Genomic DNA, 15,236 nt, shown 5'->3' on the forward strand with positions numbered 1-15,236 from the left:
CCAACTACAAAAGCTCGTTGAGAGCGCTCTCACGCCCTCATCCCCCACCGGAGGTGTTCTCCTTGAGCCGCGTCCGACGCACCCCCCTGCTGGCCTCACTCCTCGCCGCCGCCCTCGCCGCGGGCGCCCTGCTCGGCCTGGGCGGGGCCGGCACCGCCAACGGCGCGGTGCCCCCGGCGCCGGGCTGGTCGCTCCAGTGGAGCGACGACTTCAACGGCCCCGACCGGTCCCTGCCGAACGCCGCCGACTGGCAGATCGACACCGGCCACGGCTATCCGGGCGGCCCCGCCAACTGGGGCACCGGAGAGATACAGAACTACACGTCGAGCCCCGACAACCTGCGCCTCGACGGCACCGGAAATCTCCGGATCACCCCGCTGAAGGACGGCGCGGGCAACTGGACCTCGGCCCGGATCGAGACCAGGCGGGCCGACTTCAAGGCCCCCGCGGGCGGCACCCTGCGCATCGAGGGCCGTATCCAGATGCCGAACGTGACCGGGGACGCCGCCCTCGGCTACTGGCCCGCGTTCTGGGCGCTCGGCTCGCCCTACCGGGGCAACTACTGGAACTGGCCGGCCATCGGCGAGTTCGACATCATGGAGAACGTCAACGGCCTCAACTCGGTCTGGGGCGTGCTGCACTGCGGCGTGAACCCGGGCGGGCCGTGCGGCGAGACCACCGGCATCGGCGCCAGCCGCACCTGCCCGGGCGCGAGCTGCCAGTCGGCGTTCCACACGTACCGCTTCGAGTGGGACCGCTCCGTCTCCCCCAACGAACTGCGCTGGTACGTGGACGACCAGCTCTTCCACAGCGTGAACGAGACCCGGGTCGGCGCCCAGGCCTGGGCCGACATGACCAGCCACGCGGGCTACTTCATCCTGCTGAACGTCGCCATGGGCGGGGCCTTCCCGGACGCCCTGGCCGGGAAGACGCCGACGACCGCGACGGTCTCCGGACGGCCGATGCTCGTCGACTACGTGGCGGTGTGGACGAAGGGCGGATCGACCACGACCCCGCCCACGACGCCCCCGACCACTCCCCCGCCCTCGGGCTCCTCGCAGCTGTATCTGCGTACGGGAGCCGGAGCCGGGGACGCGCAGTCCGCCGCCACGGTGACGCTGGCCTCGGCGGGCGGCGTCAACCACGACGGCACACCCACCAACCCGCAGGTCTTCACCTCGGGCCCGATCACGCGGACGTACAACGGCGGCTCGACGCAGTTCGACCTGTTCGTGGACGCGGGCTCCGTGGTGGCCAACGGGCAGCAGGTGCGGGTGAGTTACGACCGTACGGGCGACGGGAGCTGGGAGCGGGTGGAGACGTACCAGTACTTCGCGACCGATCCCGTGCCCGGGTACGAGCACTACACCCAGGCGAGCGGCCTGAAGTCGGCGACCGGCAGCCACGGGAACCTGGTGAACGGCCGGGTCCGGATCGAGGTGTGGAACGCGATCGGGAACGGGCCGAGCACGCTCGGCGTCGGGAACCAGTCGGTGGTCAGGATCCCCTTCTCCTGAGGGAGGATGGAGGACGACCCCGGCCGCGACGAACGCGGCCGGGGTCGTCCCGTACCCGAGGCCCGGATCCGGCTCAAGGCCCGGGACCCGGGAGTCTCAGACGCCCGCGCGGGCCTTCTCCTCGCCGTCCTCGGCCCGCTGGTCCGGGACGGGCGACTCCGCCGGCGCCGGGGCGTGGTCGTCGACCAGGGTCTTCTCGTCGAAGGGGGCGCGGCCGGCCAGGACCTCGGAGACCCTGGCCTTGTCGATCTCCTTGGTCCAGGTGCCGACCAGGACGGTCGCGACGGCGTTGCCGGCGAAGTTGGTCAGGGCGCGGGCCTCGCTCATGAAGCGGTCGATGCCGACGATCAGACCGACGCCGTCGACCAGCTCCGGCCGGTGCGACTGGAGCCCGCCGGCGAGGGTCGCCAGACCGGCGCCGGTCACGCCCGCCGCGCCCTTCGAGGCGATGATCATGAAGACGAGGAGGCTGATCTGCTCGGCGAGCGAGAGCGGGTTGCCCATCGCCTCGGCGACGAAGAGCGAGGCCATCGTCAGATAGATCGCCGTGCCGTCCAGGTTGAAGGAGTAGCCGGTCGGCACGGTGATGCCGACGACGGGCTTGCTGACACCCAGGTGCTCCATCTTCGCGATCAGCCGCGGCAGCGCCGACTCGGAGGACGAGGTGGAGAGGATCAGCAGGAACTCGCGGCCCAGGTACTTCAGCAGCGACAGGATGTTGACCCCGGCGACCAGGCGCAGCAGCGCCCCGAGGACGACGAAGACGAACAGGGCGCACGTCACGTAGAAGCCGATCATGATGACCGCGAGCGACTTCAGGGCGTCCAGACCGGTGGCGCCCACGACCGCCGCGATGGCGCCGAACGCGCCGATCGGCGCGACCCACATGATCATGCCGAGGATGCGGAAGACCAGCCGCTGGATGTGCCCGATCCCGCGCAGGACCGGCTCGCCGGCCTTGCCCATCGCCTGGAGCGCGAAGCCCGCGAGGAGGGCGACGAGCAGGGTCTGGAGGACCTCGCCCTCGGTGAAGGCGGAGACCATGGTCTTCGGGATGATCCCGAGCAGGAAGTCCACCGTGGACTCGCTCGCGCCCTCGGCCTGCTTGGAGCCGGCCTCGGCGACCTCCTTCGTGAGGTTGAGGCTGGAGCCGGGGTCGAGGATGTTGCCGACGACCAGGCCGATGGCGAGGGCGACGGTCGACATCACGAGGAAGTACCCGAGCGCGAGCCCGCCGACGGCACCGACCTTCGCGGCCTTACGGACCGAGCCGACGCCGAGGACGATCGTGCAGAAGATGATCGGCGAGATCATCATCTTGATCAGGTTCACGAAGCCCGTGCCGAGCGGCTTCAGCTCGACGGCGACGCCGGGGGCGACGAAGCCGACCGTGATGCCGAGCAGGACGGCGCCGATGACGGCGAGATACAGGTAATGGGTGCGGTCCCGTTGTGCGGCCACGGGGTCCTCCTCGAGCTGATGAATGTCCACGTCCCGGTGGATCCCAGCGAATATCCATCAGCCTGTGACCGGGGTCACCGTTGTGTTCGTTTCGTTCGCGGAATTCGGAGAACGATTCGGGAACGTGATTCCCCCGGGCAAATCCGGCCAGGCACACTTACCGGCATGCGCATCCCCCGCATCCGCTTTCCACGGCCCCGCAGCCTCGCCGCCCAGCTCTTCGCGATGCAGGTCGTGCTGGTGGCCGCCGTCGTGGCCGGGTGCGCCGTCTTCGCGTACGTCACCGACCGCGCCCAGGCCGAGGAGACCGCGCGCCGCCAGTCCACCGCGACCGCCGTGGCCGTCGCCGGGTCCCCGGCGGTGGTGGAGGCGGCCCGCTCGGCGGACCCGACGGCGCGGCTCCAGCCGTACACCGAGTCGCTGCGGCACCGCTCCGGCGTGACCTTCGTGGTGATCATGGCGCCGGACGGCAGGCGCTGGACTCACCCGGAGCCGGCGGAGATCGGCCGGACCTATCTCGGCCACATCGAGCCTGCCGTCGCGGGGCGGACCTTCTCCGAGACGCACATGGGCGTGCTCGGGCCCTCGGTCCGCACGATCACGCCGGTGTACGACGACGGGCGGGTCGTCGCCCTGGTCAGCGCCGGCATCACGATCGAGAAGATCAGCGAGCAGGTACGGGAGCAGGTCACGGCCCTGCTGGGGATGGCGGGGGCGGCGCTGGCGCTCGGCGGTGTCGGTACGTACGTCATCAACGCCCGGCTGCGGCGGCACACGCACGGCATGAACGCGGCCGAGCTGAGCCGGATGCACGACTACCACGAGGCGGCGCTGCACGCGGTGAGCGAGGGGCTCGTGATGCTGGACGGGCAGCGGCGGATCGCGCTCATCAACGACGGGGCGCGGGAGCTGCTCGGTCTGGACGCGGAGGTGGTGGGCAGGTCGGCGGCGGATCTGGGGCTGCCGGTCTCGCTGACCAGTGCGCTGCTCGCCTCGGAGCCGCGGGTGGACGAGCTGCATCTGACGGCCGAGCGGGTGCTCGTGGTCAACACCAGGCCGGTGGTGGGCGGGGAGCGCCGGGGTACGGTCGTCACGCTCCGGGACCGCACGGAACTCCAGGCGCTGTCGGGCGAGTTGACCTCGGAGCGGGGGTTCACGCAGGCGCTGCGCTCCCAGGCGCACGAGGCGGCGAACCGGCTGCACACGGTCGTCTCGCTGATCGAGCTCGGCCGGGTGGAGGAGGCGGTCGGCTTCGCGACGGCGGAGCTGGAACTGGCCCAGGCGCTCACCGACCGGGTCGTGGACGCGGTCGGCGAGCCGGTCCTGGCGGCACTGCTGCTCGGCAAGGCGGCGCAGGCCAACGAGCGGGGTGTGGAGCTGATCCTCACGGAGGAGTCCGGGATAGACGACGGCCTGCTTCCGGCGTCGCTGCCGCCGCGGGACCTGGTGACGATCCTCGGCAACCTCATCGACAACGCGGTCGAGGCGGCGAGCGGCACGGTACGGCCCCGGGTGCGGGTCACGGCCCTGACGGGCGCCGGCGAACTGCTGCTGCGCGTCGCCGACAGCGGCCCGGGCGTCCGCCCCGAGGACCGCGCGGCCGTCCTCGACCGCGGCTGGTCCACCCGCGGCCCGGGCCGCGGCCTCGGCCTCGCCCTGGTCCACCAGACCACGACCCGCGCCTCGGGCACACTCACCCTGGGCGAATCCCCGGAGGGCGGCGCGGAATTCACGGTGAGACTGCCACTGGGCCCGCGGGGCTTGACGACGGGCCCGGCCGGGGGGCCGGGCTCGGACGCCGGGCAGGGCTCGGGCGACGGGCAGGGCTCGGGGCCGGGCTCGGACGCCGGGCAGGGCTCGGACGCCGGGCAGGGCTCGGGGCCGGTCGCGGGCGACGGGCACGGCTCGGGGCCGGTCGCGGGCGACTCGGCGCCGGCTCCGATCCCGGGTCCGGACCCCGCACCGGAACAGGGCTCGGCCGCCACACGCGTACAGACCCCGGCACCGGACACGGGTGGCGCGGCGCCTGCCCCGGTGCCAGGGCCGGCCGCCGGGCACGGCACGGACGCCGGGCAGGGCGCCGCGCACGGCTCCCCGCACGGCTCCCCGCGCGGGGGCGCCACAGCGGCCGGTACGGAGGTTCCCGTATGAGTCAGGGCATCCGCGTCCTCGTCGTCGAGGACGACCCCGTCGCCGCCGACGCGCACGCGCTCTACGCCGGGCGTGTGCCCGGGTTCGTCGTCGTCGGGGTCGCGCACTCGCGGGGCGCCGCCGTGCGGCTGCTCGATCGCACGCCCGTCGATCTGATCCTGCTCGACCTCTATCTGCCCGACGGCCACGGACTGCACCTGCTGCGGTCGCTGCGCGCCGCCGGGCACTCCGCCGACGTCATCGCCGTCACCTCCGCCCGCGACCTCGCGATCGTGCGCGAGGGGGTGTCCCTCGGGGTCGTCCAGTACGTCCTGAAGCCGTTCACCTTCGCGACGCTCCGGGACCGCCTCACCCGGTACGCCGAGTTCCGCGCCACCGCCGGCGAGGCCTCCGGGCAGGACGAGGTGGACCGGGCCCTGGCCACCCTGCGCACCCCGCAGCCCGCCTCGCTGCCCAAGGGCCTGAGCGCCCCGACCCTGGAGGCCGTCACCCGTACCCTCCGGGACTCGCCCGCCGGGCTGACCGCCACCGAGGCCGCCGCCGCCGTGGGGATCTCCCGGATCACCGCGCGCCGCTATCTTGAGCACCTGGTCACCGACGGCCGGGCCGCTCGGGCCCCGCAGTACGGGCAGATCGGCAGGCCCGAGCTCCAGTACCGGTGGATCACGACGGTCGGCCGGCCCCGCTGAGAGGCGCCCATCTCGGTCACTGAGACGAACCATGATCCATACGGATCGTTACCGCTCGGTTCCGACGTTTCTACGACATGCAACCTTGGGTGAACGCACCGTAGCCAACGATCACGTTCCGCATCTACCGTGTCGACGTGCAACCCTCCCCTCCCTCCCCTCCCTTCAATGCCCTCGCCGCGCGCCATCTACGCGAAGGGCTCGGCATGGCGCCCGGCCATGTCGCCTACGGTCTGCGCGCGCAGTACGGCCTTGCCATCACCCCCGACACCGTCGTCGCCTGGGAACGCGGGCGCCTCGCGCCGTCCTCCCAGGAGCTCTCCGCGCTCGCGGGCGTCCTGTGGTGCGCGCCCGGCGAGCTGATCGCCGCCGCCACGACCCTGCGCGAGCACCGGATGGCCCGTGGCTTCGCACCGGACGACCTCGCCCGCCGCGTCGGCCTCGACGCGGCCGCCTACCTCCGCATGGAGGAGTCCGGCCGCTGGCGCGGCAACGAACGCCAGACCGCCGCGCTCGCCGAGACCCTCGGCCTCGGCCCCCGCGCGCTGCTCACCGTGACCGGCAGGGACGAGGACCTGGCCACGCTGCTGCGGGACGCCGCGACGACCCGCTGGCAGGCGTACGTACGCCCCGCCGTGAAGATGCTGCCGATGCCGAAGCGGGTCCTGGAGGCCGCGCTCCAGCGGCTGCACACGGACTACCACGCCAAGATGGCGGCGACGAGCAGCTGGGGCGCCTCGGGCGACAGCGGCGCCGCCGGCCGCGAGTACCTGGACGGGATCGTCGAGCACTTCTGGGCGGCCACCGGCTCGTAGGGTGTCGGCGTGAGACGACACATACCGTTCGAGAATCTCCACAACTTCCGTGATCTGGGTGGCTATCGGACCGCCGACGGCGGAACCGTCCGATGGAACGTCCTCTACCGTTCCGACTCCCTCGCCAAGCTGCGCGGTCCCGATCTGGACCGCTTCCACGCGCTCGGCGTGGAGAGCGTGATCGACCTGCGCTATCCGTGGGAGATCACCGCCAAGGGCCGTATGCCGAAGACCGACGGCATCGCCTGGCACAACCTGAGCATCGAGCACCGCCCCTACGACCAGGCGGAGATCGACCCGGACCTCGACCCGTGGCGCTACCTCGCCGACCGGTTCGCCGAGGTCGCGGCCGACGGCGCGGCGGAGCTGCGCGAGGCCTTGGAGGTGATCGCGTCCGCCGAGGGTCCGCTCGTCTTCCACTGCGCTTCCGGCAAGGACCGTACGGGTCTGCTGGCCGCCGTGCTGCTCGGCCTCCTCGACGTGTCCGACGAGCAGATCCTCGACGACTTCGCGCTGACCGAGCTCGCCACCGCGCGTCTGGTCGCCGACTGGCACGCCGCCCATCCCGGGCGCGAGCTGCGCTGGCCGGCGTACGGCCGGGCGCCGGCCGACATCATGCGGCTCTTCCTCGCGGACCTGCGCGAGGAGTACGGCTCGGTGTACGCGTACGTCACCGGGCACGTGGGCCTTGAGCCGTCCGTGGTGGAAGCGCTGCGGGACCGTCTCGTGGAGCGCGCCTCCGCGTCCTAGCGGCGGTCGGGGCCGAAGAGGCGGCCCACGCGGCCGTGCGGTCGCCGACGACGGTCACGCACGCGCCGGGATCCGCCCGCCGGAGGGGATCCGCCCGCCCGGAGGGGATCCCGGCGCTCGTCGAGGCAGAGGTCAGAACCGGTCACCCGTATCCGTACGTCCCCGGCGACGGGTGCGGTCAGCGGCGCCGAAGGCAAAGGCCCCGATCGTCCACCGGGGGACGATCGGGGCCTGTTGCGAAGTCTCGCTCAGAAGACCGACTCGGCCTCGGCCATACGGTTCTCCGGGACCGTCTTCAGCTGCGTGACGGCCTCGGCGAGCGGCACCATCTCGATGTCCGTGCCGCGCAGGGCCGTCATCTTCCCGAACTCGCCCTCGTGCGCAGCCTCCACCGCGTGCCAGCCGAAGCGGGTCGCGAGCACCCGGTCGTACGCCGTCGGCGTGCCGCCGCGCTGGACGTGGCCCAGAATGACCGGCCGCGCCTCCTTGCCGAGGCGGCGCTCCAGCTCGACCGCGAGCCGGTTGCCGATGCCCTGGAAGCGCTCGTGGCCGTACTGGTCGATCTCGCCCTTCTTGTACTCCATGGAGCCCTCGGCGGGGTGCGCGCCCTCGGCGACGCAGACGACGGCGAACTTCTTGCCGCGTGCGAAGCGCTCCTCGACCATCTTGACGAGGTCGTCGACCTGGAAGGGCCGTTCGGGCAGGCAGATGCCGTGCGCGCCGCCGGCCATGCCGGACTCCAGGGCGATCCAGCCGGCGTGCCGGCCCATCACCTCGACGACCATCACGCGCTGGTGGGACTCGGCGGTGGTCTTCAGACGGTCTATGGCCTCCGTCGCCACGCCCACGGCGGTGTCGAAGCCGAAGGTGCGGTCGGTGGAGGAGATGTCGTTGTCGATCGTCTTGGGGACGCCGACGACGGGCATGCCGGCGTCGGAGAGCATCCGGGCGGCGGTCAGGGTGCCTTCGCCGCCGATGGGGATGAGCACGTCGATGCCGTACTTCTTCGCCAACTCCGGGGCGGACTCGGCGGCTTCGGCCAGCCGGTTGCGCTCCAGGCGGGCGGAGCCGAGGATGGTGCCGCCGCGGGCGAGGATGCCGCTGACCGCGTTGAGGTCGAGCGGGCGGTAGTGACCGTCGAGGAGACCCTTGAACCCGTCCTCGAAGCCGATGACTTCGTCGTTGTGGCCGGTGAGCGCGCGGTGCACGACCGACCGGATCACTGCGTTCAGGCCAGGACAGTCGCCGCCTGCGGTGAGAACTCCGATGCGCATCGTGCTACGTCTCCTGCTCGGTAGTGGTACATGTGAGCTCTGTCGATTCTCACACGCCCGGCCCTGCCGCCGCGCTCCCGGCTGCTCCGCGCGTCCGGCCCCCGGGGCCTTTCGTCCCCTCTTCCGGGCCCTTCGTCCGGCGGGCGTCGTATCCACCCCCAGAGGTATTGTCAAGAGGGCAATGCCACCCTATCGGGGTTTTTTGAACACACTCGGTTGACGAGACCGGGCGGACAGGACTGGACAGGAGACCACGGCGTGACGCGCAGCGTGTACGTGACCGGGATCGACCGCGGAGACGGCCGGCAGGTCGTCGAGCTGGGAGTCATGGAGCTCCTGACCCGCCAGGTGGACCGGGTGGGGGTGTTCCGTCCGCTGGTGCACGACGGTCCCGACCGGCTGTTCGATCTGCTGCGGGCCCGCTACCGGCTCTCCCAGGACGCGTCGACCGTCTACGGCATGGACTACCAGGAGGCCTCCACGCTCCAGGCCGAGCAGGGCACGGACGCGCTGGTCTCCCGGCTCGTCGACCGCTTCCACGCCGTGGCCCGCGACTACGAGGTCGTGCTCGTCCTCGGTACGGACTTCGCGGCCACCCAGCTCCCCGACGAGCTGGCGCTCAACGCGCGCCTCGCCAACGAGTTCGGCGCCTCGGTGATACCCGTCGTCGGCGGCAAGGGCCAGACCCCCGAGTCCGTACGGGCCGAGGCCCGCAACGCCTTCCGGGCGTACGACGGGCTCGGCTGCGACGTCCTCGCGATGGTCGTCAACCGGGTGGCCGGCGAGGACCGGGAGCTCATCGCCGAGCGGCTCTCCGCCCGGCTGCCCGTGCCCTGTTACGTCCTGCCCGACGAGCCGGCCCTCGCCGCCCCCACGGTCGCGCAGATCACCCACCACCTGGGCGCCTCGGTCGTCCTGGGCGACGACGCGGGCCTGGCCCGGGACGCCCTGGGCTTCGTCTTCGGCGGCGCGATGCTGCCGAACTTCCTCAACGCGCTCACCCCTGGCTGCCTGGTGGTCACCCCCGGGGACCGCGCCGACCTCGTCGTGGGCGCGCTCGCGGCCCACTCGGCCGGCACGCCGCCCATCGCCGGTGTGCTGCTCACCCTGAACGAGCGACCGAGCGAGGAGATCCTGACCCTGGCCGCCCGTCTCGCGCCCGGCACCCCGGTCATCTCCGTCCCCGGCACCAGCTTCCCCACGGCCGCCGAACTCTTCTCCCTCGAAGGGAAGTTGAACGCGGCCACGCCCCGCAAGACGGAGACCGCCCTCGGCCTCTTCGAGCGCCACGTGGACACCTCCGACCTGCTGAAGCGGATCTCGGTGGCGCGCAGCGGCCGGGTCACCCCGATGATGTTCGAGCACGATCTCCTGGAGCAGGCCCGCGCCGACCGCCGCCGCGTGGTCCTGCCGGAGGGCACGGAGGAACGCGTGCTGCGCGCCGCCGACGTGCTGCTGCGCCGGGACGTCTGCGATCTGACCCTGCTCGGCGATGTGGAGACCATCCGGAAGAAGGCCGCCGACCTCAGCGTGAACCTGGGCGACGCCCAGCTGATCGACCCGCAGACCTCCGAGCTGCGGGACGCCTTCGCGGAGAAGTACGCCGCCCTGCGCGCCCACAAGGGCGTCACCGTCGAGCTGGCGTACGACGTCGTCTCGGACGTGAACTACTTCGGCACGCTGATGGTCGAGGAGGGGCTCGCCGACGGCATGGTCTCCGGCTCGGTGCACTCCACCGCCGCGACCATCCGCCCCGCCTTCGAGATCATCAAGACGAAGCCGGACGCCTCGATCGTCTCCTCCGTCTTCTTCATGTGCCTGGCCGACAAGGTCCTGGTGTACGGGGACTGCGCGGTCAACCCGGACCCGAACGCCGTGCAGCTCGCGGACATCGCCGTGCAGTCGGCGGCCACCGCGGCCCGCTTCGGCGTCGAGCCGCGGATCGCGATGCTCTCGTACTCCACCGGCACCTCCGGCTCCGGCGCGGACGTCGACAAGGTGCGCGAGGCGACCAAGCTGGTACGGGAGTCCAGCCCGCAGCTGCGGATCGAGGGGCCCATCCAGTACGACGCGGCGGTGGAGCCGTCCGTCGCCGCGACCAAGCTGCCGGGGTCGGAGGTGGCCGGGCAGGCGACCGTCCTGATCTTCCCGGACCTCAACACCGGCAACAACACCTACAAGGCCGTGCAGCGCTCGGCCGGCGCCGTGGCCGTCGGACCGGTCCTGCAGGGTCTGCGCAAGCCCGTGAACGACCTCTCGCGCGGCGCGCTCGTCAGCGACATCGTCAACACGGTCGCCATCACGGCGATCCAGTCCCAGGGTCAGGAGCTCCCCGCATGACGTCCCACCCGTCTCCCACCGCCGCCCTGCCTGACGAGCTTCGCTCGGCCCCTCATGCCTCGCGTGTCCTCGTCCTCAACTCCGGCTCGTCGTCGGTGAAGTACCAGCTCCTCGACATGAAGGAGGGGTCCCGGCTCGCGGTCGGCCTGGTGGAGCGGATCGGCGAGGAGACCTCGCGGCTCGTGCACACCCCGCTGCGGGACGGGGGAGGAGAGAAGCGCGAGAGGACCGGCCCCGTGGCCGACCACGCGGCCGCGCTGAAGGCGGTGGCCGAGGAGCTGGCGGCGGACGGGCTCGGCCTGGACTCCCCCGAGCTGGCGGCGATCGGCCACCGGGTGGTGCACGGCGGGCTGCGGTTCAGCGCGCCGACGGTCATCGACGACGAGGTGCTGGCCGAGATCGAGCGCCTCGTGCCGGTGGCGCCGCTGCACAACCCGGCGAACCTCACCGGGATCCGTACGGCACAGGCGCTGCGCCCCGACCTGCCGCAGGTCGCGGTCTTCGACACCGCCTTCCACACGACGATGCCGGAGTCCGCGGCCCGGTACGCGATCGACGTGGAGACCGCGGACGCGCACCGTATCCGGCGGTACGGATTCCACGGCACCTCGCACGCGTACGTCTCCCGGGAGACGGCGAAGCTGCTGGGCAAGGCGCCAAAGGAGGTGAACGTGATCGTGCTGCACCTGGGCAACGGGGCCTCGGCCTCCGCGGTCCGGGGCGGGCGGTGCGTGGACACCTCGATGGGCCTGACCCCGCTGGAGGGCCTGGTCATGGGCACCCGCTCGGGCGACATCGACCCGGCGGTCACCTTCCACCTCAAGCGGGTGGCCGGCATGTCCGAGGACGACGTGGACGTCCTGCTCAACAAGAAGTCGGGTCTCGTCGGGCTCTGCGGGGACAACGACATGCGGGAGATCCGCCGCCGGATCGACGAGGGCGACGAGCGGGCCGCCCTCGCCTTCGACATCTACATCCACCGGTTGAAGAAGTACATCGGGGCGTACTACGCCGTACTCGGGCGGGTGGACGCGGTCGCGTTCACGGCGGGTGTCGGTGAGAACGCGGCTCCGGTGCGGGAAGCTGCGATCGCCGGCCTGGAGGAGCTGGGTCTGGCGGTGGACGCCGGCCTCAACGCCGTACGTTCCGACGAGGCGCGGCTGATCTCGCCGGAGTACGCACGGGTGGCGGTCGCCGTGGTGCCGACGGACGAGGAGCTGGAGATCGCTCGACAGACGTTCGAGTTGGTGAACGCCTGAGCGGGCCCCCGCCCATTTGTACTTTCCACCAGCCGGAATATTCCGCAGCGAAACAAACCGATAGGATCCGCCTCATGCGCCGTTCCAAAATCGTCTGCACGCTGGGCCCCGCCGTCGACTCGTATGAGCAGCTGAAGGCTCTCATCGAGGCCGGCATGAACGTGGCCCGATTCAACATGAGCCACGGGACCCAGGCAGAGCACCAGGAGCGGTACGACCGTCTCCGCAGGGCGGTGGCGGACACCGGCCGCGCCGTGGGCGTGCTCGCCGACCTTCAGGGCCCCAAGATCCGTCTGGAGACCTTCGCGGAGGGTCCCGTCGAGCTGGTGCGCGGTGACGAGTTCACCATCACCGTCGAGGACGTCCCCGGTGACAAGTCCATCTGCGGCACCACGTACAAGGGGCTGCCCGGAGACGTCTCCAAGGGCGACCAGGTCCTGATCAACGACGGCAACGTCGAGCTGCGGGTCGTCGAGGTCGAGGGCCCGCGGGTCAAGACGATCGTCGTCGAGGGCGGCGTCATCTCCGACCACAAGGGCATCAACCTCCCGGGCGCGGCCGTCAACGTCCCGGCCCTGTCCGAGAAGGACGTCGAGGACCTCCGCTTCGCGCTCCGGATGGGCTGCGACATGGTCGCGCTCTCCTTCGTCCGTGACGCCAACGACGTCAAGGACGTCCACAAGGTGATGGACGAGGAGGGACGCCGGGTCCCGGTCATCGCCAAGGTGGAGAAGCCGCAGGCGGTCGAGAACATGGCGGACGTCGTCGCGGCCTTCGACGCGGTGATGGTGGCCCGTGGCGACCTGGCCGTGGAGTACCCGCTGGAGAAGGTCCCGATGGTGCAGAAGCGCCTCGTGGAGATGTGCCGCCGCAACGCCAAGCCGGTCATCGTCGCGACCCAGATGATGGAGTCGATGATCACCAACTCCCGCCCCACGCGCGCCGAGGCCTCCGACGTGGCCAACGCGATCCTGGACGGCGCGGACGCGGTCATGCTCTCGGCGGAGTCCTCGGTCGGCGCGTACCCGATCGAGACGGTCAAGACCATGTCGAAGATCGTCGCCGCGGCCGAGGAGGAGCTCCTCTCCAAGGGCCTGCAGCCTCTCGTGCCCGGCAAGAAGCCGCGCACCCAGGGCGGTTCGGTCGCCCGCGCGGCCTGCGAGATCGCCGACTTCCTCGGCGGCAAGGCCCTGATCGCCTTCACCAAGTCCGGCGACACCGCCCGCCGCCTCTCGCGCTACCGCGCGACCCAGCCGATCCTGGCGTTCACGACGGACGAGTCCACGCGCAACCAGCTGACCCTGAGCTGGGGCGTGGAGTCCTTCCTGGCCCCGTTCGTGGAGACCACGGACGCGATGGTCGAACTGGTCGACGCGGAGCTCCTGAAGCTCCAGCGCTACAACGCGGGCGACACGATGGTCATCACGGCCGGCTCGCCCCCCGGCGTCCCCGGCACCACGAACATGGTCCGGGTCCACCACCTGGGCGGCGGCCAGCGCGACTGACGCGGTTTGACCCGAACATCACCGAGGGCGGCACCGGGAGAGGATCCGGGTGCCGCCCTCGGCGTTGTCCTGTATCTGTCGCACGGCTCCTGAGTCGACGCCAAAAAGTAATGAGCAGGGCTCTCTACCGCCAGTAAGATCATTTCGCCTGTTCTTCGCCCGCGAGAGATGCCTGGAAGAAAAAGAACATGAGACTGCGTAGGGCCCTCCCCATCGCCGCCGTACTGCCGGCCCTGCTCCTGATGGCCGCGTGCAGCGGCGAATCGACGGAATCCGGCGACAAGAAGCCGAAGGCGGGCGCGAAGAGCACGCAGAGCGCCGAGGAGAAAGAGGCTGCCGAGGCGAAGCGCCTGGGGGCACTGGACACCAAGGCACTCGAAACGGTGGTCCTCACCGGAAAGACCGCGGGATTCGATGCCAAGAAGATAGCCAAGTCGGAGGTCGAAGCCGGCCGCGGCATGGAGGCCGACAAAAAAGTCTGCCAGCCCCTCGCGAGCCTGATCGGCGGCTTCACGCACATCCCCGCGGTGAGCGTGGTGCACCGCTCCCTTCAGCCCGGTGAGGCGACCAACGCGACGGTCGGCTCCATGTGGCTCGCCTCCCACTCGGAGGACAACGCGATCCAGGTCATGAAGGACCTCCGCACAGCCGTCACCGAATGTCCCAAGGGCTTCAAGACGCTGGGCCTGACGTACGGAAAGGTCGAGGGCCTCCCGGCGCCGAAGCTGGGCGACGAGGCGGTCGGCTACCGGATCACCGGCGACATCGGCAACCAGAAGATGCCCATGACGTACACGGTCGTGCGCAGCGGAGGCGTCATCGCCGCGTTCTACGGCGTGAACATGCTGGACGCGAAGAAGGCCGCGATCCCGGAGCCGGTGGTCCAGGCCCAGCTGGAGCGGATCGCGGGCGCGAAGGGCTGACGCCGCTGCCGTAGGCACGGAGAGGGGGCCGTCCCCAGTGAGTGCATCTCACTGGGGACGCCCCCTCTTTTGGTCGGCTCACCTCCGTCCGGAGCCGCCGAGGCTGCTACCCCTCGGCGGCTCCGGACGGCGGACGGTCAGTCGACCGACCCCGATTCCGCCGGGAACTCCGGTGGCCAGGGCCCGTCGTACAACGACTGCCGCTCACCCATCAGCTCGTACTCCGCCTCCCGCCAGGACGGATTGGCGGCGACGACGAAGCTGTCGCCGTCCCGCTCCAGCATCCAGGTGTAGGAGGCGTCCTCCGCCGGAATACCGTGCCGTTCGCTGAGCACGGCGAACTCGGCGGCGGTCGCCCGCCGGATGTGGAGCCCGTTCCGGTAGAAGGGCTTGAGGAACATCAGTTCCACATGCCCGAAGGAGACCTCGACCCTCGTCGTGGTCTGGTCCACCAGTGTGGCCTCACTGGCCAGGAAGAGCTGCCGGTGCGAGGGGAGGAACCCGGTGACTCTGAAGAGCCGCCCCTCCCGGATGAAATCCGTCATGACCACC

The 15,236-nt window shown here is 71.1% G+C and carries 12 protein-coding genes; 9 read left to right on the forward strand and 3 right to left on the reverse strand.

Going from position 1 to position 15,236, the window contains the following annotated elements; translation table 11 throughout:
• The first annotated feature begins 62 nt into the window (after nt 1-62).
• Nucleotides 63-1,517, forward strand: coding sequence for a glycoside hydrolase family 16 protein (locus FDM97_RS27900; RefSeq protein ID WP_137993267.1), 1,455 nt, complete (start codon nt 63-65; stop codon nt 1,515-1,517).
• Nucleotides 1,518-1,613: 96 nt separating this feature from the next.
• Here FDM97_RS27900 and FDM97_RS27905 read toward each other — a convergent pair whose 3' ends face one another.
• A complete protein-coding gene (locus FDM97_RS27905; RefSeq protein WP_137993268.1) occupies nt 1,614-2,978 on the reverse strand; it encodes a cation:dicarboxylate symporter family transporter in 1,365 nt (454 codons plus the stop codon).
• Nucleotides 2,979-3,143: 165 nt separating this feature from the next.
• On the opposite strand from FDM97_RS27905, the gene FDM97_RS27910 reads away from it, so the two are divergent.
• The 4 genes from FDM97_RS27910 (at nt 3,144) to FDM97_RS27925 (ending at nt 7,383) form a co-directional block, all read left to right on the forward strand.
• Complete coding sequence (locus FDM97_RS27910) at nt 3,144-5,129, forward strand: ATP-binding protein (RefSeq protein ID WP_254705780.1); 1,986 nt, start codon at nt 3,144-3,146, stop codon at nt 5,127-5,129.
• On the forward strand, nt 5,126-5,818 hold the full coding sequence (locus FDM97_RS27915; protein ID WP_137993269.1) for a response regulator: 693 nt from the start codon (nt 5,126-5,128) through the stop codon (nt 5,816-5,818). Before FDM97_RS27910 ends, FDM97_RS27915 begins: the two co-directional genes overlap by 4 nt.
• 206 nt (nt 5,819-6,024) lie before the next feature.
• Nucleotides 6,025-6,633: a helix-turn-helix domain-containing protein gene (locus tag FDM97_RS27920; protein ID WP_254705781.1), complete on the forward strand. Its 609-nt coding sequence runs from the start codon at nt 6,025-6,027 to the stop codon at nt 6,631-6,633.
• Between the two features lie 9 nt (nt 6,634-6,642).
• Entirely contained in the window at nt 6,643-7,383 is a 741-nt protein-coding gene (locus FDM97_RS27925; RefSeq protein ID WP_137993271.1) for a tyrosine-protein phosphatase, read from the forward strand.
• 248 nt (nt 7,384-7,631) lie between these two features.
• Here FDM97_RS27925 and FDM97_RS27930 read toward each other — a convergent pair whose 3' ends face one another.
• Nucleotides 7,632-8,657 (reverse strand): ATP-dependent 6-phosphofructokinase, encoded by a 1,026-nt coding sequence (locus tag FDM97_RS27930; protein ID WP_137993272.1) that lies wholly within the window; start codon nt 8,655-8,657, stop codon nt 7,632-7,634.
• Nucleotides 8,658-8,915: 258 nt separating this feature from the next.
• On the opposite strand from FDM97_RS27930, the gene pta reads away from it, so the two are divergent.
• From pta to FDM97_RS27950, 4 genes are all read left to right on the forward strand, one after another.
• Nucleotides 8,916-10,997, forward strand: coding sequence for a phosphate acetyltransferase (gene pta / locus FDM97_RS27935; RefSeq protein ID WP_137993273.1), 2,082 nt, complete (start codon nt 8,916-8,918; stop codon nt 10,995-10,997).
• Nucleotides 10,994-12,256: an acetate kinase gene (locus FDM97_RS27940; RefSeq protein WP_137993274.1), complete on the forward strand. Its 1,263-nt coding sequence runs from the start codon at nt 10,994-10,996 to the stop codon at nt 12,254-12,256. The genes pta and FDM97_RS27940 overlap by 4 nt, the downstream gene beginning before the upstream one ends.
• 74 nt (nt 12,257-12,330) lie before the next feature.
• Nucleotides 12,331-13,761, forward strand: a complete 1,431-nt coding sequence (gene pyk, locus FDM97_RS27945) for a pyruvate kinase (protein ID WP_137993275.1) — start codon at nt 12,331-12,333, stop codon at nt 13,759-13,761.
• A gap of 188 nt (nt 13,762-13,949) precedes the next feature.
• Nucleotides 13,950-14,684: a hypothetical protein gene (locus tag FDM97_RS27950; protein WP_137993276.1), complete on the forward strand. Its 735-nt coding sequence runs from the start codon at nt 13,950-13,952 to the stop codon at nt 14,682-14,684.
• Nucleotides 14,685-14,821: 137 nt separating this feature from the next.
• On the opposite strand, the gene FDM97_RS27955 is transcribed toward FDM97_RS27950, so the two are convergent.
• On the reverse strand, nt 14,822-15,229 hold the full coding sequence (locus FDM97_RS27955; RefSeq protein ID WP_137993277.1) for a hypothetical protein: 408 nt from the start codon (nt 15,227-15,229) through the stop codon (nt 14,822-14,824).
• Nucleotides 15,230-15,236: the final 7 nt, after the last annotated feature.

The organism is Streptomyces vilmorinianum (assembly GCF_005517195.1).
Taxonomy (GTDB): domain Bacteria; phylum Actinomycetota; class Actinomycetes; order Streptomycetales; family Streptomycetaceae; genus Streptomyces; species Streptomyces vilmorinianum.